Below are 22196 nucleotides of genomic sequence, written 5' to 3' on the forward strand. Positions count from 1 at the left end.
ACGACCTTGAGCCAGGCCTTGATTCGAGCCCTTCACACAGCCGATTGCTTCGATCACCCCGTGAAGGATATCGAAGTGCACGAGACGCATATCTCGTGGATCGTGCTGACCGGCGACTACGCCTACAAGATCAAGAAGCCGCTGGATTTCGGCAGCTTCCTGGATTTCTCGACCCTTGAGCGCCGCAAGCTCCTGTGTGAACAGGAAGTGCGCCTCAACCGCCGTCTGGCACCGACTCTGTACCTGGATACCGTGGCGATCTCGGGCACGCCCGAAGCTCCGCGCATCGGAGACGACAGTGCTGTCTTCGAGTACGCGGTCAAGATGCGCCAGTTCTCCAATCGCCATCTGTTCAGCGCCCTGCAGGCCAGTGGCGAGCTGTCGCTGGAATTGCTGGACGATCTGGTCGACCAGCTGGTGGCCTTCCACGAGCAGGCCGAGCGCATCCAGGGCGATAGCGAGCTGGGTAGCCCGCAGATGGTCAGTCGTACCATCGACAACGAGTTCGAGCTGATTCGTCCGCGCCTCGGTGATGATGCCGAGGCCATCAAGCGACTCGCGCTGCTCAAGCAGTGGACCGAAGAGACCTTCCAGCGCCTCAATCCCGAGTTCGAGCGTCGCTGGCAGGAAGGCTTCGTGCGTGAGACTCACGGCGATATCCACCTGGGTAACGCCGTGCGCCATGAAGGCCGTGCCCTGTTGTTTGACGGCATCGAGTTCAATGAAGAGTTGCGCTGGAATGATGTCGGTTGTGATCTGGCCTTCCTGGTGATGGATCTCGAAGCGCGTGATGAGCAGGCCTTTGCCCATCATGCGCTCAACCGTTATCTCGAGCTCTCCGGCGATTACTCGCTGGTGCGTCTGCTGCCGTACTACAAGATCTATCGCGCACTGATCCGTGCCAAGGTGGCGATGATTCGCTATCACCAGCCGGACCTGTGTGAAGCGGATCGCGCCGATGTGCTGGCCGAGTACGAGCGCTATATCGGGCTGGCGGAGCGTTATAGCGAGATCCGCTTCCCTTACATGATCATCGGTGTGGGTGTCTCCGGCAGCGGCAAGAGTCGCTTCACCGAAGAGATGGTGCGTGAACTGGGCGGCGTGCGTATTCGCAGCGATGTGGAGCGCAAGCGCCTGTATGGCTTTGCGGCGGATGCCGATACCGAGTCCGGGCTCAATGGCGGCATCTATACCCCCCAGGCTACCCATGCGACCTACGAGCGACTCTCGAATCTGTCAGCCACGCTGCTGGAATCGGGTATCCCCGTCTGCATCGATGCCACTTGCCTGAAGAAGGTGCAGCGTGATCGCCTGCGTCATGAGGCAGAAGCCCGTGGCCTGCCGGTGCTGATGATCAGCTTCGAGGCCGATGACGAGACTCTGCGCAAGCGCATCATCAAGCGTAGTCAGCGCAGTGGCGAGGCTTCCGAAGCGGGTCTGGAAGTGCTCGACAAGCAATTGGCCAATCGCGAGCCATTTGCGCCAGAAGAGCATGGTCAGCTGGTCCATATCGATACGACAGCGCCCAACGCCAACGTCACCTTGGCTCGCCTGATTCGTGAGCAGCTCAGGCTGCATTGAGACGAGCGATCGTTGTCATGGGGCATGGCGGGATGACCGCCATGCCCTTTTTTGTATTGCATAGTGCACTCCCGAGTGAGCCTCGGCTTGGGTTGGGAAGCTATGCATCTGGAAAGGAAATATCATGCGCCAACAATGGGTAAATACCGCCGCCGCTGCCATCAGTCTGGCACTGCTCGCGGGCTGCTCCAGCCAGCCGACAACCGCTGATCTCATGCGCGGTCAGGCTGAGGAAGCCAAGGCCGTCGCCAAGGTGCGTGATCAGCTGGCCGATAATTGGGAGAGCGGCAAGTCTCTGGTGGCCGCGGGTGAGAAGCAGATCGTCAGTGGTGAGAATCTGGTCAATGATGGCGAATCCAATATCGCCAAGGGCCAGGCGCTGATCGACAAGGGCAATGGTCAGATCAAGAAGGGCAAGGCGCGGATCGCCAGCGGTAACAAGCAGGTCAGCAAGGGCCGCCAGATGGTGGATGAAAGCCTTGAGAGTTATCGCAAGTCCTTCCCGGAGAATTCCGTGACATCACCAAAGAAGTAACTTGCCGCTGCGATAGACGTTTCGCAGCTGGTACTGGAAGGCCGCTGACAACCCTGTCAGCGGCCTTTTTCATGATATGGATCCACTGGGTGGAAAAACGAAAAACCCCGCTTGCGCGGGGTTCTGTAAGACATCCTGGCTGGGGCGTGATCAGTACTGCATCACGTTGGCTACGTTGCCACCGCCAGTCTGGGTGATGGTGGAAGTGTTGGTGAAACCAGTCTGCGTCACATTGGCAGTATTCGGCGCAAAGCTCATGAAGCCGCCAGCCTGCTGCAGAATGGTGGATTCGTTATGTCCGCCTACCTGCAGCACGGTCGCACTGTCGTTGTAACCGGTCTGGGTAATATAGGACTCGTTATCAACCGCCCAAACCTGCGTGACATTGGCATCGTTGTTGAAACCGCTTTGCTCAGTCATGGCCAGATTGCCCAGGCCAGCCTGCTTGATATCAGAATCATTGAAGGCGCCGCTCTGAATGACCATGCTGCGGTTACCGTAACCGTACTGGTCTATCTCGGAGTCATTGTGGAAGTCAGACTGAGATACGCTGGCACGGTTGTAGCCACCCGCCTGATTGATCTCGGAATCGTGTGACTTGCCGCTTTGCATGACACGAGCTCGCTGATGCTTGCCGGATTGTGCGATGTCCGAGTCACTGAAGGCCCCCGTCTGCATGACACGTGCCTTGCTGTACTTCCCGCTCTGCAACACGCTGGAGTCATGATAGATGCCGCTCTGGCTGACGGAAGCGACGTTGTAGTCACCGCTCTGTTCGACATCCGAATCATGGCCGAGGCCCATCTGGGTCACGGTCGCTTTCTCGTGACTACCGCTTTGCGTGGCAGTGGACGAGTTGAAGGCGCCTGTCTGGGTCACGGTCAACTCATTGAAACGACCACTTGAGTTCGGGCCGCTATCGCCCTGCTTGGAGACGGAGTTGTTGCGCAGGCCTTCCTGGGTGATGGTGGCCGTGTTCTTGAAGCTTTTCTGGTCGACATCAGCGTGGTTGCGGCGGCCATCCTGGTAAACAGTTGCTATCTGTGCCTGACCCCTCTGCAGGACATCCGCCATATTGGCCAGGCCTTGCTGGTTGACACTGGCAATGCTTGCGACGCCGCTCTGGTAGACAGTGGCGCCGTTGAAGGCCCCTGTCTGGTCGATATCACTGGTATGCTCGCCGGCGTTGAACGGGTTTCCATTGCGATCACCTTGGGTGACCGTCGCGCCATTGGCGAAACCGGTCTGATCGATGTCGGAAGCATTGTCCACTGCCATCGCATGTGAAGAGAAAGCGACAGCGGCAGCCAGCAAGCTCATTTGGATTTTCATGGTTTGTTCCCTTGTGTAGATCGTTTTTTGAGTTGTGTTTTTATTATTGATTTGCTTCTGGTCGTGCATCCCCTGACATGATGACGGTCTGGTTTTTCGTGATCCGCGACATCATGTTGTACTGCTACTGCTCTTTTGTGCCCTTTCCAGAAGGTTGTGTTCGTCATGCAGGACTCTTGACTACATGAATGCGAGAACACCTCCTGGCTAAGCAAAATCCATATTGTCGATTCGACGAAAGCGAATATTCAGCCACCACCTTCACAAGCATCATCGTCATAGAGCGATGTCATGCGAGCCATCGTGGTAAAGATCACTGTTGTATGACCTGGACACGCATATGGCCCCGTGAATATTGAGTGATACTTGCCGGTACCTGACTACTGGCCTGTTGTAGAAGTGTGGCGCTTCCCCCGATGCCTGTCTGCTGAATGCTGGCGCTTTGCCCAACACCTTGCTGAATGATCAGCGCATCGTGATATTGGCCATGCTGAAGAATGCTGGCTTCATGCAGGGCACCCTCTTGCAGCGTGTATGCCGTGTTTCCATTGCCATATTGATCGACACCTGCTTCATTCAGGGCACCGCTCTGGTCAATCAATGAGGCGTTGCCATTGCCATGCTGAGCGATCTTCGCTGTGTTGTACGTGCCAGATTGCTCGATGACTGCCACTGAGTGGCTGCTTCCCAATTCGGAGGTGGTCGCCAGGTCATTGGCCAACACCCACAAGCTGAATGTCAGTGATGAGAAGAAAAGGCAGGCCTGTAGCATTCTTCTTTGTTGATGCTTTGCCGAAGCCATGGCGCGAGTCCATCCAGGTGACCGTCTAAGTGCTCTAACTATTGGTCTTTATCGAGGCCATCACCATCAGTCCTTTTCGGGTTTATGAGGGCTAGAGTTTGCTACTTATAATGTCTTGCCCAATAGCGGTGAGTAATGACAAAGGGTGGCCAGATTTTCAGCACCGCTCAGGGAGGTATTACTGTTGACGGTATTAGGCGCATGATATTTCATGCTTTGTTGTTTTATTTATTTCTTATGTTATGCGCCGATACGAAAAAGGCAGCCACCTCTTGTGAGGTGACTGCCTTTTGAGGGAAAGATAAACACCGCGAATACCACGATGCTCTCTTCGAGGTCTTGAATGTGGGTCGGCTCTACAACATCGGGGTCGGGGCTTGCAGGTAATCCATCAGCTCTGATGTCTGAAGGCTGTCCGGGTCCTGGAGAACCCAGAGCTGGCGTTCGACGCCTTGTGCAATCAAGTGAATCACGGCAGATTCGATGGCGGACATGACCGCCATCTGTACGGGTTCATTGCTGGTATACCCTGCTTCCATCTCCAGCAAGCGACTGAAATCGATGAAGCGATAGACGCCCGCCCTCAGCTCGCGTGAGTAGATCGTCTTGCTGGTATTGACGTTGGCGATGACCTGCCCCGTGGTGATATCGACAGCGCGCAGATTGACCGTCACCTGGTCCACCTGATACTGACCAGAGGCGCCGATCCCGAAGTATTCCGCGCCCGCCCCGCCTGTTCTGACATTGGAGTCAAAGGCAATGATGCCACCCTCGAACAGCAGGTTGGCGGCTTGCAACGCGGCAAGGTCATTCTGTCCCGTGCGTTCCATGTTGGCGCGAATGATCTTGCGCTCTGTCAGCAGGTTCTGCAGCCCCACGCGCTCGAGGGGGATGAACCAGCCGGAGTCCGACAATGCGGCGCTCAGCATGGCGGCGCCGCCCTGGGTGACCGCCGTAGAGAAGGTACTGGCAGGGGCAGGACGGTACTGGCCCGTCTGGTCACGGAAGTCATAGATGGCGACCGGAATACGTCCGGCGGGAGGCGGCAGACTGATCAGGTCTTGATAGGTGGCGGTTCTTGGCATCAAGGTGCTGGGCACCCCTTCAAGACCCTGGGTATTGGCGACCATCGGCGCACAGCCTGCAAGCGCCAGGCTGGCAACGGCCAGCATGGGAGTGAGTATCTTCATTGGACGAAACCCTTCATCAGTAGCGGATCAGAATGTATTGCCTGATGTGCCGAGGTTGATGACGGTGGTTTCACCTGTGGCGCGGTCAAGCACCTGCATGGAGAAACCGCCATTGCCGTTGCTGACCACTTCAATGCGTAGCTGCGCACTGTCGATCACGCTGGAACGGCCGGGTTCCGTAGCTTCTACGGCGTCGGTGATGGCATCAGAGACCAGGCTGTTGCGCAGGTCATTGATGAAGATTTCGGTATCGGAGAGGCTATCGAAGGAGTAGGCATCAGGATCCTCATGGGTGTCCTGGGCCTGGGCCTTGCCAAGCAGGTAGCTGCCATTGAGAGGGTTGCCACCAAAACTCGGGTTGATGGGCTGATAGATGAGTTCACCGGCATATAGCGGCATCGCCGACAACAGCAACGACACCGCGAGTGTCTGATGCTTCATGATGTTCCCCTGTTCCCTTGCGTATTGTCAGGGTCTCCGTGACCGGAGCCCATTTATTATGTCGGTCTTCAATACATCAGAATTCGTCACCGGCCATGTCCGGGTCATTGCGCAGGGCTTCCATGACCTTGCGGCGCAGGAACTGGTCGGAGACGCTTGATACCGCGGCGCTGGCGTACATATCCACGTCATTCAGGCGCGGAGGGAGCGTCGCTTCATACAGAATGTTGTTGCCTTCGGTGATCCAGATGAGGCTGCCCCAGCGTGCTGAGGGGCGTTCATGGATGCTGAGGGATGTGTTGCGGATGGCTGGGCTATCGAGGCGTTGCTGGCTGAACTGGCGGAAGAAGGTCTTGCCGATCATGGTCATGGTGCGATCGATCATCACGCCGCTGAGACCGTCGGAGAGCGTGGGACGAGTGCGCTGGATGGCGACCCCATCTTCCCCCTGACGGCGAGCCTGCTGTTCTTCACTGGCAACGGATACCTCGGGTCGCACCGCCTCCGGCGCGGATTGCGCGAAGGCGGGCGACAGACTGAAGCATGTCAGTCCCCAGGCGACCACCTGGCGGCTTGTCATGCCCCGACCGTTCACGACATCTGTGCTCTGCGAGCGATGCGTGGGGTGCGCGAGACAGGCATTGCCAGGTTCTGACGTGCCCAGTTCATGGCCTGAATGCGGTTATGCACCTTGATCTTGCGGAAGATGTTGTAGAGATGTGACTTGACCGTGTGTTCACTGACGAACAGCTGGTCAGCAATCTCGGTATTCGAGGCACCCGTGCCCAGCAAGCCGATGATTTCCACCTCACGCTGGGTCAGACCACAGACCGGGCGATAGGCGTTGAGCTGCTGACGGCGATAGAAATCCAGCAGGCGGGTCATCAGCGGTCGGGACATCCACATGTCGCCTTCCAGCAGTTTCGCGATGCCCTTGCTGATCAGTGAGAGGCTGTCCTGTCGGTAGAACACGCCTTGAAGATGGGTGCTGACCAGCAGGCTGGCAGCTTCCTCTTCATCACTGATGTTGATAGCGGCCAGCTCTGCGCTGGCATCCTGGCTGGCATCTGCATCCCAGCGTTGCATCGTGCCTTCATCGACGTGGTCGGTGTCCAGCAGCACTATCGTTCTTTCTGCCTGCCCGGGTGTGTAATCCTCGTCGGGGCTTGCGGAAGCCACCTGACACTCAAGCTGCTGGCGAATGTAATCCATGAAAAGCGCTGACTGCGGATTGCAGTCAGTCACCAGCAGCACCATTGCGTTCCCTGTAATCATGGTGCGAGACCTCTGAGTTGTCGTACCGATTTTTCTTGGCGGAGCCATATCTGAAGTGTGGTTGGGTGAGTCGTGTAGCACTGCACTCATTCACGTCGGGCATTACGCGCTGAGCACCTTTATAGGATTGCGCGATAGTGGGGATAAGGCAACCTCTAATCAGTACTTGCTAAAATAACCAGTTTATCCTTCCCCTCCAGTCCTGATTTGACCCAGAAAAAGAATAGGAAAAACAGTACGTAAACCTGATGAAATTAGCGCCGGTCATGATGACCCTTCTCGAGAGTGCAATGAAAACCAGACCTTTGCGCTTTTTTTACCAAGCTTTCCACTGGTTCAAAGGTACCACAGATCTAATGCTGGAAGGCTTCTCTTCAATGTCATTATGTAACTGGGCTTGTCTTTTTGTATCCCCGCATTCGAGGGGTGTCAGGAATGCGACGCAGTACTGCGCATGAGTCATTTCACTCTTGGAAAGTGAAGCGCTTACTACGCGTAGCCGGCGTGAGACATGCTCTGTCGCTGTGGTGACTCACAGGTCCACCTGCTGGAAGAGTTGCTCGTCCAGCGTCACCTGAGCCTCAGGATTCCGGCTCCGTCGTGCGCTTGGGGATGTAAAGGTTGAGGTGCTCGTGGGCCCACTGGATCGCCTGATGGCGGTTGTGGACTCTGATCTTGCGAAAGATGTTATATAAATGAGACTTCACGGTGTGCTGGCTCAACATCAATCTATGCGCGATATCTGCATTACTTTGCTGTGACGCAATGAGTGACAATATTTCCAGTTCCCGTTGTGTCAGTCCCATGACAGGCTGGAAGGCAATCTGTTGTTGTTGACGATAATGACGAATCAACGTCTGCATGATATTGCGAGTCAGCCAGTTTTCATTCTCGAGTATCTTGCCGATACCCTTGCTGATTTGTTCAAGGCTGTCCTGGCGATAGAAGATTCCGCTGAAAGGAATATTCAGAAGTAGTGAGATGGCATCGTCTTCATGTTCGACATTGAAGGCAGCGATCTTGTCGATATGGCTCCATCGCATCATCTGGGCCAGACTGCACTGGGTGCTGTCGATCAGCACCAGGCAGGGAGATGACGGCAGTGGGGCTTCATGGTGGCAGGCCTCGACGACACATTTCAGTGTCTCTTGCAGGTACTCGACGAACAGTTCGGTCTGCGGTGAAGGGCTTGTCACGAACAGGACTCTGGTAGCAGTCATGGGGCGCTCCTGTCGCAAGCGTTTTGGGGGGGCTCATCATCAGCAGGCTGAGGCGGAGACATGAATCCACGGTGATTCGATGGTTGTCTTGAAGTCTAGTCGAGTGACACCCGGGGGCTGGCGCTGCGCATAGTGTTAGATGGCATAACGCACATTTCTTTTATTTCCCACTTAAAGGCTATACAAAACATCGAGTTACGGGTTTTTTTCGGTTGATGTTTACTTGCTTGAGCCGCGAGGCACAGACAAATCCTGCACAGGCATTAGCCCGCGCTGAGGCAGATAGCCTGTATCGGCCTGTCAGTCATCAAGTTGAGCACATGAGTGACATCGGCCCATGACATCATGGATCTCAGTCGTGCCTGGCGCAGACCCCTCGCGTGTACGCACCGGACTCACGCGCTAGAATGGGGTGCTGCAAGCGCCTTGCCCGTGTGACTCACACGCGGCCGCATTCTCGTTGTTCCTATCCCGGAGATTCACATGTCCGCTTCTTCTCTCGTACTGGCCAGTGGCAATGCCGGCAAGCTACGTGAATTTTCCCACCTGCTCGCACCGCTGGGGATCGAACCGATGCCTCAAGGGCAGCTGGGAGTGAGTGACGCCGAAGAGACCGGGCTGACCTTCGTCGAGAATGCGTTGATCAAGGCGCGCCACGCCGCAGAGGTCACCGGCCTACCGGCATTGGCAGATGATTCCGGGATCGAAGTCGATGCGCTGGGCGGGGAGCCGGGCATCTATTCCGCACGCTTTGCCGCGCGGCGTCAGCAAGGTAGCGGTGATGGTGACAACAACGCCGCCCTGTTGGCAGCGCTTGAGGGCGTGCCTGAGCAAGCGCGTACGGCGCGCTACTGGTGCGTGCTCGTCTATCTGCGCCATGCGGCAGACCCGGTGCCGATCATCGTTCAGGCCAGTTGGGAGGGGCGTGTCCTTGACGCGCCTCAGGGCGAGGGTGGCTTCGGCTATGACCCGCTTTTCTGGCTGCCGGAGCATGGCATGACCGCCGCGGCCCTGGATGCCGAGACCAAGAACCGTCTCAGCCACCGGGGACGTGCGATGCAGCAGTTGCTCGAGGCGCTTGCCGCGCAGAGCGGTCAGGCGTGATGTCCGCCGCGAACCTGCCGCCTCTGTCGCTCTATATTCACGTGCCGTGGTGCGTGCGCAAGTGCCCCTACTGTGACTTCAACTCCCACGGGGTCGGGCGTGATGCCGGCTTGCCTGAAGAGGAATACATCACGGCACTGCTGGCCGATCTCGATCAGGACCTGCAGTTGCTGCAGGGCCAGCCCGAGCGTGAATTGCACAGCATCTTCATCGGCGGCGGCACGCCGAGTCTGCTGAGCGGGGCGGCTTACCAGCGACTGTTCGATGGCCTGCGAGCGCGCATGACGTTCTCTGCCGATTGCGAGGTCACGCTGGAGGCCAACCCCGGCACGCTGGAGCAGGGCCGCTTTGCCGCCTATCGTGCCGCCGGCATCAATCGCTTGTCATTGGGCGTGCAGACCTTCCAGCCGGAGCAGCTCGAGTTGCTGGGGCGCATCCACTCCGCTGAAGAAGCCGGGCGCGCGGTGGCCAGTGCACGGGCGGCGGGCTTCGACAATTTCAATATCGATCTGATGCATGGCCTGCCGGGCCAGACATTGGAGACGGCGCTGGATGATATCCGGCGTGCCCTGGCACTCAAGCCGACCCATCTGTCCTGGTATCAATTGACGCTGGAGCCGAATACCGAGTTCTATTCGCGCCCGCCGGTACTGCCGGAAGATGACCTGCTGTGGGATATCCAGGATCACGGTCACGCCGAGCTGGAGGCTGCCGGTTTCCGTCGTTACGAGATTTCCGCCTATGCCCTTGAAGGGCGCAGCGCGCGTCATAACCTCAATTACTGGAAATTCGGGGATTACCTGGGCATCGGAGCAGGCGCGCATGGCAAGTTGACGTTGTTGAAGACTGACTCGGCTGGGAACTTGAACGGCGAGTTGCAACTCCAACGCCGTTGGAAAAGTCGTCAGCCTGAAGCGTACTTGCGCAGGATGCAGGACCCTCGCGGGTTCGTGGCGGGTCAGCAGGAAATTGACCGCGATGAGCTGGCGCTGGAGTTCATGATGAATGCACTGCGCTTGACCGGGGGTGTCAGCTTCGAGGATCTGCGTCGCACGACCGGGCTGGATCGCGAGGCATTGGAGCCGGGCCTGAGCCAGGCGCGCTCGCGCGGGCTCATCGTTGAGGATGACGTGCTGTTGCGCGCCACGCCCCAGGGCTTATTGTTCCTCAATGACCTGCTGGCCATGTTCGACACCTGATTGATCAGGCATTATCGGAGGCATGACGATTATTTGCGCAATTGTCGTCTTGCCTTTAATGAGTGTGTAGATAGGGAGCGTTACCATGAAGAAGTCTGTACTCCTGGCCCTGCCGTTGGCAGCCGCCGTCGTGATGGCGGGTTGTTCCACGACCAACCCGTATACCAATGAGCAGCAGACCTCCAGTGCGGCGAAGGGTGCCGGCATCGGTGCGGTCGTCGGCGCAATCGCCGGGGCGACCAAGAGTGGTAACCATCGTCTCGACAAGGCGCTGATCGGTGCCGCTGCGGGTGCCGCCGCGGGCGGTGGTATCGGCTATTACATGGATGTTCAGGAAGCCAAGCTGCGCGATCAACTGCAGGGCACCGGTGTCAGCGTGACCCGTGTCGGCGACCAGATCATCCTCAACATGCCGTCCAACGTCACCTTCGGCTCCGACTCCAGCACCCTGTCCGGCCAGATTCAGCCGGTCATGGATGGCGTCATCACCGTGCTCAAGGAATACGACGAGACTCGCGTCAACATCGCGGGCTATACCGATTCCACCGGTGCCAGCAATTACAACCAGAACCTGTCCGAGCTGCGTGCCCAGGCTGTCGGCAACTATCTGGCCAGTGGTGGCATCGCCTTCAACCGTCTGAACATGCGCGGTTATGGTGAAGCCAGCCCGGTGGCATCCAACGACACCGCCTCCGGGCGCGCCCAGAACCGTCGCGTCGAGATCACGCTGACGCCGATGGAAAGCTGAGACCCATCAGCTGTCATGGCGACATGACGGTGAATGACCACGAGGCCTGCGCATTTGCGTGGGCCTCGTTGCTTGGCAAGCACGGCTTTTGGGGTGACAAGTGATCATCTCTGCTATCCTTCAGCCCCTTCGGCGGCCTTGTCTGGTTTTCCTCTCGTCGCCGCCCCCCGATTTCTATCTGCTGCCTCGCTGGATGTGGCAGATATCGCCGTATCAAGGAGGCGCTCTTGCTCGCCTATCAGCACGCCTATCACGCTGGCAATTTTGCCGACCTGCACAAGCACCTGCTCGCCACCACCCTGGCCGAGCAGCTATTACGTAAAGAATCTCCCGTTACGTTTATCGACACTCACGCCGGTCGTGGCTGGTATCCGCTGGCGGCCCGCGAGACGGAACAGCTGCGCGAATACGAGCAGGGCGTTCTGCCGTTGTGGCAGGTGCGTGATCGCTGGTTGACCGATGCAGGTGAGCCGAAGTCTCCGTCAGCTGACAAGCCGCTGGCTCGCTGGCTGGCACGTCTGGCGGACATGCAGCCGGATGCCGCCAAGGGCAGCGCCAGCGAATTGAGCGTCTATCCCGGTTCGCCCTGGTGGCTGAGCCAGTCGCTGCGCCGCGGCGATCGCCTGTTGGCCTATGAGCTGCATCCGGGCGAGATCTACCACTTCGATCAGGCCCCGGTGCAGCGTGACAGCCTCGGCAAGGTCATGCGTCGTCAGCAGGATGGTCTGTCCGGTCTGTTGGCGGCCGTGCCGGTCACCACGCCGCGCGTCGCCGTGTTGATCGACCCCAGCTATGAGCTGAAGAATGATTATCGTGATGTCGCCGAGGTCGTGGTCGAGACCCTGCGCAAGTCACGTCATGCCACCATCATGATCTGGTATCCGCTGCTGCCGGCGGGTCGTCAGCATGATTTGCTCGAGCGCCTCAAGAAGCATTCGCCGGCACCGATGTGGCGCAGCGAGCTGACGATCGATTCGCCGGAAGGCGAGCACGGCATGTACGGCTCCGGCATGCTGGTGATCAATCCGCCGTGGCAGTTCGATCGTCAGTTCTCCACCGCCATGCAGGAAGTGGTCGAGGTGCTCAAGGGCGCGTTGCCGGCTCCGCAGTCGGTTGCCGTCGAGCACAAGGGCCTGTGGTGGCTGTCGGAGGAAGTCGCCCGCGAACGCAACGAGCCCAAGCCAATGCCGCGTGAGCGCCTGCTGTCACTGCGCAAGCTCAACCAGAAGGTCAAGCGCGACAGCGATGTCGAGGTGACCCAGGCCAAGCCCAAGCGCGAGAAGCTCAAGCGCGGTGAAGGCTGGGCCAAGCCTCGCGTGCGCAATGACAGTGCGACGCCCAAGGCCAAGGGCAAGCGTCATTCCGCGACTGCCAAGCCCAAGACCAGCATCAAGGCGCAGGTCAAGGATGAGGTGCATGGGCATTCCGCGCCGAGCCAGAAGCGCGTCAGCGAGAAGCCTGCCGAGCGCAAGTCGACGGCCGCTGTCGAGCCGACTCGTCCGCGTGGCAAGGGTGAGACGGCTGGCAAGGATTCTGCCAGCTGGAGCGACTGGTCCTCCAGCGTGCCGGGCAAGGGCCGCCGCGAAGGTTCCACGCGGGTCAGCATGCGCAGTACGCCGGCGATCGGTCGTGATGGTCAGGTCAACCCGAACAGCACGACCAAACTGCCCAGAAAGTACGCGGCCAAGCAGCGTCCTGAAGACAACAAGGATGTCGGCAAGCCGCTGGATGCGCGTGAAGCGCGTGCCCTGCGTGAAAAGCAGGAAAGCAATGCCATGAGAGGCAAGGCTGCCAAGGGCGGCGCCAGCAAGGAAAGCTCTGGCAAGTCAGCAGCTGGCAAGACGAATTCAGGCAAGTCAGCGCCTGGCAAGGACAGCTCTGGCAAGACTCAGAGCAACAAGCCACGCGGCCCGCGCAAGCCGTGATGGCTGAGGTGAACGCAGAACGCTGAGCGCCATATCAAGAGCTCGGACTGACAACGCCCCCACCGGCCATGCCTGTGGGGGCGTTTGCGTTGTGGCGCCGTTTGCGTCGTGGGGGGCTTACATCGTGAGGGCGTTTGTATTGTGGTGACCAGCGGCCTGATCAGTGCGCGATGTCTTCCCGCCATAGCCGCCGATAGAGGCCGGGTTCTGCCATCAGGACATCGTGGGCCCCCAGCTGGGTGATGCGGCCCTGTTCCAGCACTAGCAGGCGGTCCGCATCGCGTACCGTGGCAAGTCGGTGTGCCACCACGATCAAGGTCACTTCCCCGCGCAGTTCATGCAGCGCCTGCTGCAACAGGGCTTCGGTATGGCTGTCGATGCTGGCGGTGGCCTCATCCAGCAACAGCACGCGTGGTGTCGTGACCAGTGCGCGTCCGAGCGCCAGCAATTGGCGCTCACCCGTGGAGAGACTGAGGCCGCGCTCGCCCAGCAAGGTGTCGAGCCCCAGCGGCAGACTATCGACCAGCGGCGCCAGGTGCGCTTTGTGCAGGACCCGTGACAGGTGCTGCTGGCTGATCTCACGACCCAGCAGCAGGTTGTCGCGCAGTGTCGTGGCGCGGATGAAGGGCTCCTGCGGGACAACGGCTATCGCGGTAGCGCGTTGTTGAGCCGACCACTCCATCAGCGGACGACCATCCAACAGCAGCTGAGACGCCGGGGCAGGGCGCTGCCCGCTGAGCAGATCGAGCAGGGTGGACTTGCCGCTGCCCGTCGGGCCGACCACGCCGAGAAACTCACCGCTCTCGATGGCAAGCGTCAGTCCATTGAGGGCCGGACCCTCCGCCCCCTGATGGCGGAAACTCAGATGCTCGAGCTGATAGTGACCGCTCGCTATCACGGCATTGTCCGTGTGCCCATGCGTGGCTTTCCTCGCGGCGCGCGTGTCTGGCTCAAGCGTCTCGCGTGGCCGGTCCAGCACCTCTTCCAGCCGGCCTGTCGCCACCAGCGCCGACTGGAAGACCTGCAGTCGCTGCGTGATCTGGATCAGGGGCTCGCTGATGCGTCCCAACCAGGCGATGAATGCGTAGAGCACCCCCAGTTCCGCACCGCCCCCCAGTTCGCGCAGCCCGAACACGGCGACCAGCGAGAGCGTGATCAGCATCGCCATCAGGTCGATGGCCGAACGCAACAGCAGCCCCGACACACGCACCGTGCGCATGCGCGCCTGATACTGGGAGACGTTGAGGTGGTGATAGCGCCGACTGAAGCGTTCGGTCTGGTCGCTTGCCTGCAGCACACTCATGCCGCCGATCGCCTCGGCGATCCTGGCATTCTGCAAGGCACGCAGGCGGCGCACCTCGCGTGCAGCGCGCCCGGAGAAGCGCTGATACAGCCAGATCATGCCGATGGAGAGCGGGACCAGTGCCGTCGCGATCATCGCCAGGGTGCCATCCATCAGGGCCATCGCCGACAGGATGCCGATCAACAGCACCACATTGCCGATCAGTGTCGCCAGCACCCCGATATACAGCTCCTTGAGCGACTCGGTGTCGTTGGTCACACGGGCCACCAATTCACCGGCGGCGATATTGTCGAGAGTCGATAGTGGTTGATGCAGCAGGTGTGTGAAGACTCGCTCACGGATATCGCGCACGCTGGCGAGGGCCAGACGGGCAAAGCGCAGTTGCTGGAAATAGCGTCCGGCGGCGGCGCCCAGCTGGGTGATCACGTAGATGGCCACCAATCCTGCCAGGGCCTCGGGGGCAAGGTTGCCGGGAATCAGGTAGTCATCCAGATAGCGCTGGGTCAGCCACGGGCCAAGCACATCCAGTACGGTCGCCGCGATCAGGATCAACAGCGCGCGCAGGACCTCTGCGCGGCGCCTGCCCAGCGGTTGCCAGAGCAATGCCAGCCGCCGTCGACTGAGCAGGCGAGTGCCGCTGAGGGTGTCGGGTCGTGTCGCGGCATCGTGGCTCATGAGCGCTCCGCCTTGGCATCATCTTCGCGGTTGACCTGCTGGGCTTGCCAGAGGCGCCAGTAAGCGCCGCGGGCGGCCAGCAGACTGGCGTGATCGCCCTGTTCCAGGATGCGCCCATCCTCGAGCACCAGAATCTGCTGGCAGGCCTGTACGGCAGACAGACGATGGGAGTTGATGATCAGCGTGCGCTTGAGGCCGTGGTGATCGGGTTGCTGCAGGCGCGCGAGAGTCTTCAGCAGGGTGCGTTCGGTGACCTGGTCGACCGCCGACAAGGTATCGTCCAGCAGCAGGATAGGCGCCTCGCTGAGCAGGCTGCGTGCCAATGCCAACCGCTGACGCTGGCCGCCGGAGAGCGTGATGCCTCGCTCACCCACCAGCGTTTCCAACCCCTGGGGAAGGCGGCGCAGATCTTCCTCGAAGGCTGCTGCGCGCAGCGCCTCTCGAATTCGCTCGTCGGAGGCCTCGGGGCAGGCGAGGGCGACATTGTCGGCTACCGAGAGCGCAAACAGGAACGGGTCCTGGGGAACCAGTGAGAACTGCTGGCGCCAGGCCGATAGTGTGTACTCACTCGCTTCTCTGCTGCCGAGCGTCAAGACCCCTTGCTCTGGCGTCAGAGGCCAGCTGCGCGACAGCAGACGCAGCAAGGTGGACTTGCCACTGCCGGTCGCGCCGACGATCCCCAGACTCCCCCCTGCCGTCACCTGAAGGGAGAGGGGGCCAAGGGCACGTTGCTGGCTGCCCGGGTAGTGGAATTCATTGATTTCAAGGCGTAGTGAATGGTCACTGACCTCGTCCAGAGTGCCGCTGTCCTCAAGGGCTTGTGGCGCGGCGTGGAAGGTGGCCAGCCGCCGTGCGGCTGCCGCGCCGCGCTGCAGGATATTCAGGCACCAGCCAAGCGCGAACATCGGCCAGATCAGCTGCGCTAGATAGAGCGTGAAGCTGGTCAGTTGGCCCAGGGTGATGGCGTCATCCAGATAGCGCCAGCTACCCACACCCAGCGTCAGCAGCGTCGCCGCCGAGAGCGCAATGAACACTACCGGATCAAAGGCCGCCTCCAGCTTCTGGACGCGATAATCGACGGCTTCGGCGGCGGCAGCACGCTGCGAGAATCTTGCGCCTTCATCCTCCAGCAAGGCATGGCTTCTGAGCATGCGAATGCCGGCGAAGGCTTCCTGGGTCTGGTCATTCAGGTCCGAGAAGCGCTCCAGCGATTCGCGGAAACGCTCTCCGATCCTTCGCGAGATGCGTGCGAAGGCCCAGGCCATGAAGGGAAATGGCAACAGGGCGAGCAGCGTCAGCGGCACATCGATGGCGATCAGCATGATGCCGAGCACCAGCACGAAGGTCATGGCGCCATCGACGCTGGACAGCACGCCTTCCGCGGCGGCCATCTCCACGGCATCGATGTCCTGACTGGCGTGCGCCATCAGGTCTCCGGTGCGGTGGCGCTGATAGAAGCCGGGGTCCAGGCGCGTCAGCTTGGCATGAAAGGCATCACGCTGTTCCGTCCCCAGCTGATAGGCGGTGCCGAACAGCGTCACGCGCCAGGCATAGCGCAGTGCATAGAGCGCGAGCCCCGCGCCTACCAGCCACAACAGGCGGCTCAGCAAGGCGTCATGGTCGAGGCTGCCATCACGCAACGCATCGATGGTGGCGCCGATCGCCCACGGCAACAGCAGATTCAGCCCCGCGACCCCGATCAGGAACGCGATGGCCAGCAGATAGCGGGGCCAATGGCGGGTGAAGAAGTCGAGCAGCAGGTGGCGCAACGGGGCCTCGGGGAGAGGCCCGGTAGTCAGCTCGGCGGCGGGGGCCGGCGGGAGAGAGGCGTTGGAGTCACGGGACTCGCGATGGGCATCCTGCGGTCTGTTCGATGTCGCGCGTCCCGCCATGTCGGCTCCCGGTCTGCCCCTGCCCGCCTCCGCCACTCGGAGGGGTCGGCAGAGGCAGTATAACGAGAGGGAGACAGCCAGACGCAAGCACTGTCGGCAAGAGAGGCCGCCTGCGGGCGGGAGTCAGCTCGGCGCGATCACTTGCCGATGCAGAAACTGCCGAAGATTTCCCCGAGCAGATCATCGGCGGAGAATTCGCCGGTGATCTCGGACAGCGCCATCTGGGCGGCGCGCAGGTCTTCGGCCAGCAGCTCGCCGGCACCGGCGCCATGCAGCTGGGCGTCGCCGTTGTCGAGGGACTCGCCAGCGCGCTCCAGCGCATCCAGGTGGCGGCGGCGGGCGCTGAAGCGCCCCTCTGCCGTGCCGGTGAAGCCCATGATGTCCTTGAGGTGATCGCGCAGCGCATCGAGGCCCTGATTGTCGCGCGCCGAGATGCGCACCACGCTGGCCTGGTGGCGTGCCAGCTCGGCATCGCCATCCTGTGTTGCGGTGATGGCGGTCAACCCCGGCGTCTCGCCGCTGGTGTCGATCTTGTTGCGGACCAGCGTCAGGCGGGACGGGTCCGGCAGGCGCGCGACGAATTCCGGCCAGATCTCCATCGGGTCCGTCGCCGAAGTGGTCGCGGCATCGACCAGCAGCAGGACGCGGTCCGCCTTCTCGATCTCGTCCCAGGCGCGCTGCACGCCGATGCGCTCGACGGCGTCCGGCGTGTCGCGCAGCCCGGCGGTATCGATGATATGCAGCGGCATGCCGTCGAGATGGATGTGCTCACGCAGCACGTCGCGGGTGGTGCCTTCGATATCGGTGACGATGGCGGTGTCCTGCTCGGTCAGCGCATTGAGCAGGCTCGACTTGCCGGCGTTCGGGCGGCCGGCGATCACCACCGTCATGCCCTCGCGCATCAGAGCGCCCTGGTTGGCAGCGGCTCGCACGCCCACCAGCTCGGCCTTGACCTCATCGAGGCGCGCCGCGACATGGCCGTCGGCCAGGAAGTCGATTTCCTCTTCGGGGAAGTCGATGGCGGCCTCGACGTAGATGCGCAGCTCGATCAGGCGCTGCACCAGCGCGCTGACGCGCGTCGAGAACTCGCCCTTGAGCGAGCGCAGCGCATTCTCGGCCGCCGCGCGTGAGCTGGCGTCGATCAGGTCGGCGATGGCTTCGGCCTGGGCGAGGTCCAGCTTGTCGTTCAGGAAGGCGCGCTCGCTGAATTCACCGGGGCGTGCCAGGCGTGCGCCCAGCTGCACGCAGCGCTCCAGCAGCAGGTCCATGATCACCGGCCCGCCGTGCCCTTGCAGCTCCAGCACGTCCTCGCCGGTGAAGGAATTCGGGCCCTGGAAGTAGAGCGCGATGCCTTCGTCGAGGGCGATGGGGTTGCCCTGGGTGTCCAGTCCCATGAAGGGACCATAGTGGGCGCGGCGTGCCGGCGGGCATTGGCCCAGCATGGCCTGGGCGATGGCCTGACAGGCCGGACCGGAGACACGGATGATGCCGACGCCACCACGGCCGGGCGGAGTGGCCAGGGCCGCGATGGAGTCAGGCTGGTAGGCGGTAGACATGCACAAACCTCGGGCGCGAAGCCGGAATGAAGATGAAGGAGATGGCCGCTATTGTCGCGGCTGGAGGCCCGTGACAGCAAGCGGGGTGACGGGAAAGGCGCCTTGCGGCGGGAGTGTCGACGCAGTCCCCGGAATCAGGGCCCTGAAACGCCACGACCCCCGCCGAGGCGAGGGTCGTGGGTGAGTCATGTCAGGCGAACCTGAAAGGCATCATGCGCCTTTCTTGGTTGGCTCGGCATTCTCGATCTGACGGGTGATGACGTACTGCTGAGCGATCGACAGCGTGTTGTTGACGATCCAGTACAGCACCAGACCTGCCGGGAACCACAGGAAGAAGAAGGTGAAGACGATCGGCAGCATCTTCATGATCTTCGCCTGGGTGGGGTCCGGAGGCGTCGGGTTCAGCTGCTGCTGGATGAACATCGTCAGGCCCATGATGATCGGCAGGATGAACAGCGGGTCCTTCACTGACAGATCCTGGATCCACAGCATGAACGGCGCGTGGCGCAGTTCGACGGATTCCATCAGCATCCAGTACAGGGCGATGAAGACCGGCATCTGGATCACGATCGGCAGACAGCCCCCCAGCGGATTGATCTTCTCCGTCTGGTAGAACTTCATCATCTCCTGGGAGACCTTCTGGCGGTCGCTGCCGTACTTCTCCTTGATGCGCTGCATCTCGGGGCCCATCTTGCGCATCTTGGCCATCGAGCGGTACGCGGTCGCGGACAGCGGGAACAGCACGACCTTGACCAGAACGGTCAGCAGGATGATGGAGGCACCCCAGTTGCCGACCAGCGCGTGGATGTGCTCCAGCAGCCAGAACAGCGGGTTGGCCAGGAACCACAGCCAGCCGAAGTCGACGACCAGTTCCAGGTAGGGAGCGGTCGCTTCCAGCTGGTCCTGATCCTTCGGGCCGACGAACAGGGTCGCGCCGAGCTCAGCCTGCTGACCCGCGGCGATCTGGGTCGTCGGGCTCGCGAAGGCGGCGACATTGCGGTTCTGCTTGTCGACGTTGGCGTAGTAGAGGTTCTTCTGGTTGTCAGCCGGCACCCAGGCAGACACGAAGTAGTGCTGGATCATGGACACCCAGCCACCCTGGACGTCGACATTCTTGAAGCTGCCGTCCTGGATGTCTTCGAAATCGACCTTCTGGTAGTGGTTCTCTTCAGAAGAGAACGCCGCCCCCAGATAGGACTTCATGCCCATGCCGCCACCGGAGGTCGGGTCCGCGCTGTTGTCACGGGCCAGCTGACCGATGAAGCGAGCATTGACCGGCTGCTGGGACTGGTTGTCCAGCAGGTAGTCGACCTTGATCTGGTAGCTGTCCTGGCTGACGGTGAAGCGCTTGATGACCGCAACACCATTGATGTCGGCCTTCAGGTCCACTTGCAGGCTGTCGTCACCCTCGGCAAGGGTGTAGCTGTTGCTGTCGGCAGAGAAGGCGATACGGCCCTTGTGGCCATCCAGCTGCAGGCCGGACTTGGCCACGTAGCTGCGTGACTGATTGTCGGACAGCAGCACGAAGGGCGACTCGGAAGCGTTGTTCTGCTTGTGCTCGAGCAGCGCTGCATAGACCACGTCACCGCCCTGCGGATCGATACGCAGGTCCAGCACGTCAGTCTTGACTTCAATCAGGTTGTTGCTCGGGGTGCTTGCTGCGCTATCCGGCGTGGAGAGGCCGGTATCGCCATTGGCAGTCGTGCTGCTGCTTGGGGCTTCAAGGCCTTGCGCAGTGGCATTGGCGGCCTGAGAGGCAACCTGGGGAGCCTGTGTTTCCGCAGCCGGCTGGTCGTAGTCCTTGTTCCACTGGACCACCATCAGATAGGCGACAACCGCAAGCGGAATCACGAGGAGTAATCGTTTGACGTCCATGGTGTATACCCGTTGGAGGGTGAATCAATCTGGCGGGGAGTCAGATGAGTCCGGTCACGAACGGTAGGGCGTATAACGAAAAAAACGCCACATGCCGGACGCACCGGGCAGGTGTCGCGTCAGGCAGGTGGCGTTGACTTGGCCGCTTTCTGGCGTCTGGCGTCCTTCTCCAGACGAGCCCACATGCCGTCCAGCTGGCGATGCAGAGTCTCGTTGTCCAGCTCGGTCACGCCTCGCTTGGCCAGTACGACGATGTCGACGGCCGGAAGGCGCTGCTGGCGGAGGCGAATGGATTCGCGCGTCAGACGTTTGAGGCGGTTGCGATCTACGGCACGGCGCACGTTCTTCTTGCTGAACACCAACCCCAGGCGGGCATGTCCCAGGTCATTCGGACACGCCAGGGCCAGAAGCCCCTTGCCGTGTACCTTGAGGGTGGTGTGATCGAAGACGTGCCGGTAATCCCCGGCAGTCAGCAAGCGAAGCTGCCGGGGAAATCCCTGACGGGACATCCGGGCCTCGATCAGGCGCTCAGACGCTTACGGCCTTTCGCACGACGACGCTGGATGACCTCACGGCCACCTTTGGTCGCCATACGAGCACGGAAACCGTGTGTGCGCTTGCGCTTCAGGACGCTCGGCTGAAATGTGCGTTTCATAGCTGCTTCTTCCCACGTGGTTGTTTGGAAAAGGTCAACGAATGTTGCCCTGTATCCACATGAGGACAGGGCAGATTGGTCAGGGGCAGGGATTCTAGTGAATCTGCAAGTGGCTTGCAATGTCGCGTTGGAAGTTGTCCACAGCCCGTTCGCGGCATTTGACGACAGATATCGTCTACGCCGCCCGCCATATGGCGCTTCGTGTCTCACGCGGATCACGCGCAAGACAGGCCTTCGGGCACAAAAAAATTCGATTTGGCGTCCTTGAGCCTACAGGCACCGCTCGCCAGGCAAGCGATCAGCGCTTTTTCAGCGCTCAGTGGGGCTGAGTGATCGGCATCGCCCGCCATGGCGATGCACGGGAAGGCGCAAGTCCTGTGTTCAGTCGTGAGCCTCAAGGACTCGCGTTTCTGACGAGCGGTTGTGCACTCCCGCCCCCCTGACGTGTCAGGCGTGCCGAAAAGTCGCAGTGGATAACCCGGGATTCTATCGGCGCGATCGCAGCCCCTCGCACCTCGCGTGATTCGAAGATCGCGGGGCTGCTGTCATTACTACAGAGAGGTAGTTCTGAATAACCAATAACTATTAAGGAAGGCAGTTGCTGTGGATAACCTGTTTTTTCCTATCTTGCTCAATTGCATGTCGATAGGACAGCTCTGGCGATAAGTGGTGGGCAACCTGCGTTCAGCCTGTGCATGGCCATGTGCATAACTGTCGTCTTGTCCACAGTCGAAATCTTGTGCGCGGATACTCCCCAGCCTGTCCCGATGCGGATACTTGAAGAATACCGATGTTGTCCACAGTGCTTTTTGCGGCAGATGTCGTGTGGATAACTCGTGGCTTGGCCTATACAATGGCCGCCCCTTCGACAACTGGATGTGAGGTCGC

The 22196-nt window shown here is 60.4% G+C and carries 19 protein-coding genes; 6 read left to right on the forward strand and 13 right to left on the reverse strand.

Translation table 11 applies throughout. The features are described 5' to 3' along the window. Nucleotides 1-60: 60 nt before the first annotated feature. Together HA399_RS17250 and HA399_RS17255 are read left to right on the forward strand one after the other, a co-directional pair. Nucleotides 61-1581 carry a bifunctional aminoglycoside phosphotransferase/ATP-binding protein gene (locus HA399_RS17250; protein WP_225347450.1) on the forward strand — a complete coding sequence of 507 codons (1521 nt, stop codon included), beginning with the start codon at nt 61-63 and terminating at the stop codon, nt 1579-1581. A gap of 124 nt (nt 1582-1705) precedes the next feature. Then, nucleotides 1706-2116, forward strand: coding sequence for a hypothetical protein (locus tag HA399_RS17255; protein ID WP_404325607.1), 411 nt, complete (start codon nt 1706-1708; stop codon nt 2114-2116). 150 nt (nt 2117-2266) lie between these two features. Here the strand turns inward: HA399_RS17255 and HA399_RS17260 are convergent, their stop codons facing one another. The 7 genes from HA399_RS17260 to HA399_RS17290 all read right to left on the reverse strand — a co-directional run bounded on the left by HA399_RS17260 (nt 2267) and on the right by HA399_RS17290 (nt 8376). Next, entirely contained in the window at nt 2267-3517 is a 1251-nt protein-coding gene (locus HA399_RS17260; RefSeq protein ID WP_404325609.1) for a hypothetical protein, read from the reverse strand. A gap of 244 nt (nt 3518-3761) precedes the next feature. Continuing rightward, nucleotides 3762-4250: a hypothetical protein gene (locus HA399_RS17265; RefSeq protein ID WP_404325610.1), complete on the reverse strand. Its 489-nt coding sequence runs from the start codon at nt 4248-4250 to the stop codon at nt 3762-3764. Between the two features lie 356 nt (nt 4251-4606). Continuing rightward, entirely contained in the window at nt 4607-5440 is an 834-nt protein-coding gene (locus tag HA399_RS17270) for a CsgG/HfaB family protein (RefSeq protein WP_043331673.1), read from the reverse strand. Between the two features lie 27 nt (nt 5441-5467). Then, on the reverse strand, nt 5468-5881 hold the full coding sequence (locus tag HA399_RS17275; RefSeq protein WP_043331671.1) for a curli assembly protein CsgF: 414 nt from the start codon (nt 5879-5881) through the stop codon (nt 5468-5470). A 76-nt stretch (nt 5882-5957) separates the two neighbouring features. After that, complete coding sequence (locus HA399_RS17280; RefSeq protein ID WP_404325611.1) at nt 5958-6461, reverse strand: CsgE family curli-type amyloid fiber assembly protein; 504 nt, start codon at nt 6459-6461, stop codon at nt 5958-5960. 11 nt (nt 6462-6472) lie between these two features. After that, nucleotides 6473-7156 carry a LuxR C-terminal-related transcriptional regulator gene (locus HA399_RS17285; protein ID WP_043331668.1) on the reverse strand — a complete coding sequence of 228 codons (684 nt, stop codon included), beginning with the start codon at nt 7154-7156 and terminating at the stop codon, nt 6473-6475. 581 nt (nt 7157-7737) lie between these two features. After that, the gene (locus HA399_RS17290; protein ID WP_052384307.1) at nt 7738-8376 is read right to left on the reverse strand and encodes a LuxR C-terminal-related transcriptional regulator; all 639 of its coding nucleotides are present in this window, start codon (nt 8374-8376) and stop codon (nt 7738-7740) included. 483 nt (nt 8377-8859) lie between these two features. Between HA399_RS17290 and rdgB the strand changes: the two genes are divergently transcribed. The 4 genes from rdgB (at nt 8860) to HA399_RS17310 (ending at nt 13352) form a co-directional block, all read left to right on the forward strand. Further along, nucleotides 8860-9480: an RdgB/HAM1 family non-canonical purine NTP pyrophosphatase gene (gene rdgB, locus HA399_RS17295; RefSeq protein ID WP_131431073.1), complete on the forward strand. Its 621-nt coding sequence runs from the start codon at nt 8860-8862 to the stop codon at nt 9478-9480. Further along, complete coding sequence (gene hemW, locus HA399_RS17300; RefSeq protein WP_404325612.1) at nt 9480-10679, forward strand: radical SAM family heme chaperone HemW; 1200 nt, start codon at nt 9480-9482, stop codon at nt 10677-10679. Before rdgB ends, hemW begins: the two co-directional genes overlap by 1 nt. Before the next feature lie 85 nt (nt 10680-10764). Further along, complete coding sequence (locus tag HA399_RS17305) at nt 10765-11427, forward strand: OmpA family protein (protein ID WP_404325614.1); 663 nt, start codon at nt 10765-10767, stop codon at nt 11425-11427. 227 nt (nt 11428-11654) lie between these two features. Beyond that, complete coding sequence (locus HA399_RS17310; protein ID WP_404325615.1) at nt 11655-13352, forward strand: 23S rRNA (adenine(2030)-N(6))-methyltransferase RlmJ; 1698 nt, start codon at nt 11655-11657, stop codon at nt 13350-13352. 160 nt (nt 13353-13512) lie between these two features. On the opposite strand, the gene HA399_RS17315 is transcribed toward HA399_RS17310, so the two are convergent. From HA399_RS17315 to rpmH, 6 genes are all read right to left on the reverse strand, one after another. Continuing rightward, nucleotides 13513-15330: an ABC transporter ATP-binding protein gene (locus HA399_RS17315; protein WP_404325616.1), complete on the reverse strand. Its 1818-nt coding sequence runs from the start codon at nt 15328-15330 to the stop codon at nt 13513-13515. Then, nucleotides 15327-17222 (reverse strand): ABC transporter ATP-binding protein, encoded by a 1896-nt coding sequence (locus HA399_RS17320; protein ID WP_404325617.1) that lies wholly within the window; start codon nt 17220-17222, stop codon nt 15327-15329. The genes HA399_RS17315 and HA399_RS17320 overlap by 4 nt, the downstream gene beginning before the upstream one ends. Nucleotides 17223-17359: 137 nt before the next feature. Further along, a complete protein-coding gene (mnmE, locus tag HA399_RS17325) occupies nt 17360-18778 on the reverse strand; it encodes a tRNA uridine-5-carboxymethylaminomethyl(34) synthesis GTPase MnmE (protein WP_043331660.1) in 1419 nt (472 codons plus the stop codon). Nucleotides 18779-18988: 210 nt separating this feature from the next. Beyond that, entirely contained in the window at nt 18989-20653 is a 1665-nt protein-coding gene (gene yidC, locus HA399_RS17330; protein WP_043331659.1) for a membrane protein insertase YidC, read from the reverse strand. A gap of 119 nt (nt 20654-20772) precedes the next feature. Continuing rightward, nucleotides 20773-21162 (reverse strand): ribonuclease P protein component, encoded by a 390-nt coding sequence (rnpA, locus tag HA399_RS17335; RefSeq protein ID WP_052384306.1) that lies wholly within the window; start codon nt 21160-21162, stop codon nt 20773-20775. Between the two features lie 11 nt (nt 21163-21173). Beyond that, on the reverse strand, nt 21174-21308 hold the full coding sequence (gene rpmH / locus HA399_RS17340; RefSeq protein WP_043331656.1) for a 50S ribosomal protein L34: 135 nt from the start codon (nt 21306-21308) through the stop codon (nt 21174-21176). Nucleotides 21309-22196: the final 888 nt, after the last annotated feature.

The sequence above is a fragment of the Cobetia sp. UIB-001 genome, assembly GCF_044789135.1.
In the GTDB taxonomy this organism is placed as follows: Bacteria; Pseudomonadota; Gammaproteobacteria; order Pseudomonadales; family Halomonadaceae; genus Cobetia; species Cobetia amphilecti.

What these genes read in the sequence shown, in the direction of transcription:
- HA399_RS17255 (WP_404325607.1), top strand. Translation starts at nt 1,706, where the DNA reads ATGCGCCAACAATGGGTAAATACCGCCGCCGCTGCCATCAGTCTGGCA.
- HA399_RS17280 (WP_404325611.1), bottom strand. Translation starts at nt 6,461, where the DNA reads ATGACAAGCCGCCAGGTGGTCGCCTGGGGACTGACATGCTTCAGTCTG.
- HA399_RS17290 (WP_052384307.1), bottom strand. Translation starts at nt 8,376, where the DNA reads ATGACTGCTACCAGAGTCCTGTTCGTGACAAGCCCTTCACCGCAGACC.
- HA399_RS17285 (WP_043331668.1), bottom strand. Translation starts at nt 7,156, where the DNA reads ATGATTACAGGGAACGCAATGGTGCTGCTGGTGACTGACTGCAATCCG.
- HA399_RS17305 (WP_404325614.1), top strand. Translation starts at nt 10,765, where the DNA reads ATGAAGAAGTCTGTACTCCTGGCCCTGCCGTTGGCAGCCGCCGTCGTG.
- rnpA (WP_052384306.1), bottom strand. Translation starts at nt 21,162, where the DNA reads ATGTCCCGTCAGGGATTTCCCCGGCAGCTTCGCTTGCTGACTGCCGGG.
- rpmH (WP_043331656.1), bottom strand. Translation starts at nt 21,308, where the DNA reads ATGAAACGCACATTTCAGCCGAGCGTCCTGAAGCGCAAGCGCACACAC.
- HA399_RS17265 (WP_404325610.1), bottom strand. Translation starts at nt 4,250, where the DNA reads ATGGCTTCGGCAAAGCATCAACAAAGAAGAATGCTACAGGCCTGCCTT.
- mnmE (WP_043331660.1), bottom strand. Translation starts at nt 18,778, where the DNA reads ATGTCTACCGCCTACCAGCCTGACTCCATCGCGGCCCTGGCCACTCCG.
- HA399_RS17320 (WP_404325617.1), bottom strand. Translation starts at nt 17,222, where the DNA reads ATGGCGGGACGCGCGACATCGAACAGACCGCAGGATGCCCATCGCGAG.
- HA399_RS17315 (WP_404325616.1), bottom strand. Translation starts at nt 15,330, where the DNA reads ATGAGCCACGATGCCGCGACACGACCCGACACCCTCAGCGGCACTCGC.
- yidC (WP_043331659.1), bottom strand. Translation starts at nt 20,653, where the DNA reads ATGGACGTCAAACGATTACTCCTCGTGATTCCGCTTGCGGTTGTCGCC.
- HA399_RS17260 (WP_404325609.1), bottom strand. Translation starts at nt 3,517, where the DNA reads ATGCACGACCAGAAGCAAATCAATAATAAAAACACAACTCAAAAAACG.
- HA399_RS17275 (WP_043331671.1), bottom strand. Translation starts at nt 5,881, where the DNA reads ATGAAGCATCAGACACTCGCGGTGTCGTTGCTGTTGTCGGCGATGCCG.
- HA399_RS17270 (WP_043331673.1), bottom strand. Translation starts at nt 5,440, where the DNA reads ATGAAGATACTCACTCCCATGCTGGCCGTTGCCAGCCTGGCGCTTGCA.
- hemW (WP_404325612.1), top strand. Translation starts at nt 9,480, where the DNA reads ATGTCCGCCGCGAACCTGCCGCCTCTGTCGCTCTATATTCACGTGCCG.
- rdgB (WP_131431073.1), top strand. Translation starts at nt 8,860, where the DNA reads ATGTCCGCTTCTTCTCTCGTACTGGCCAGTGGCAATGCCGGCAAGCTA.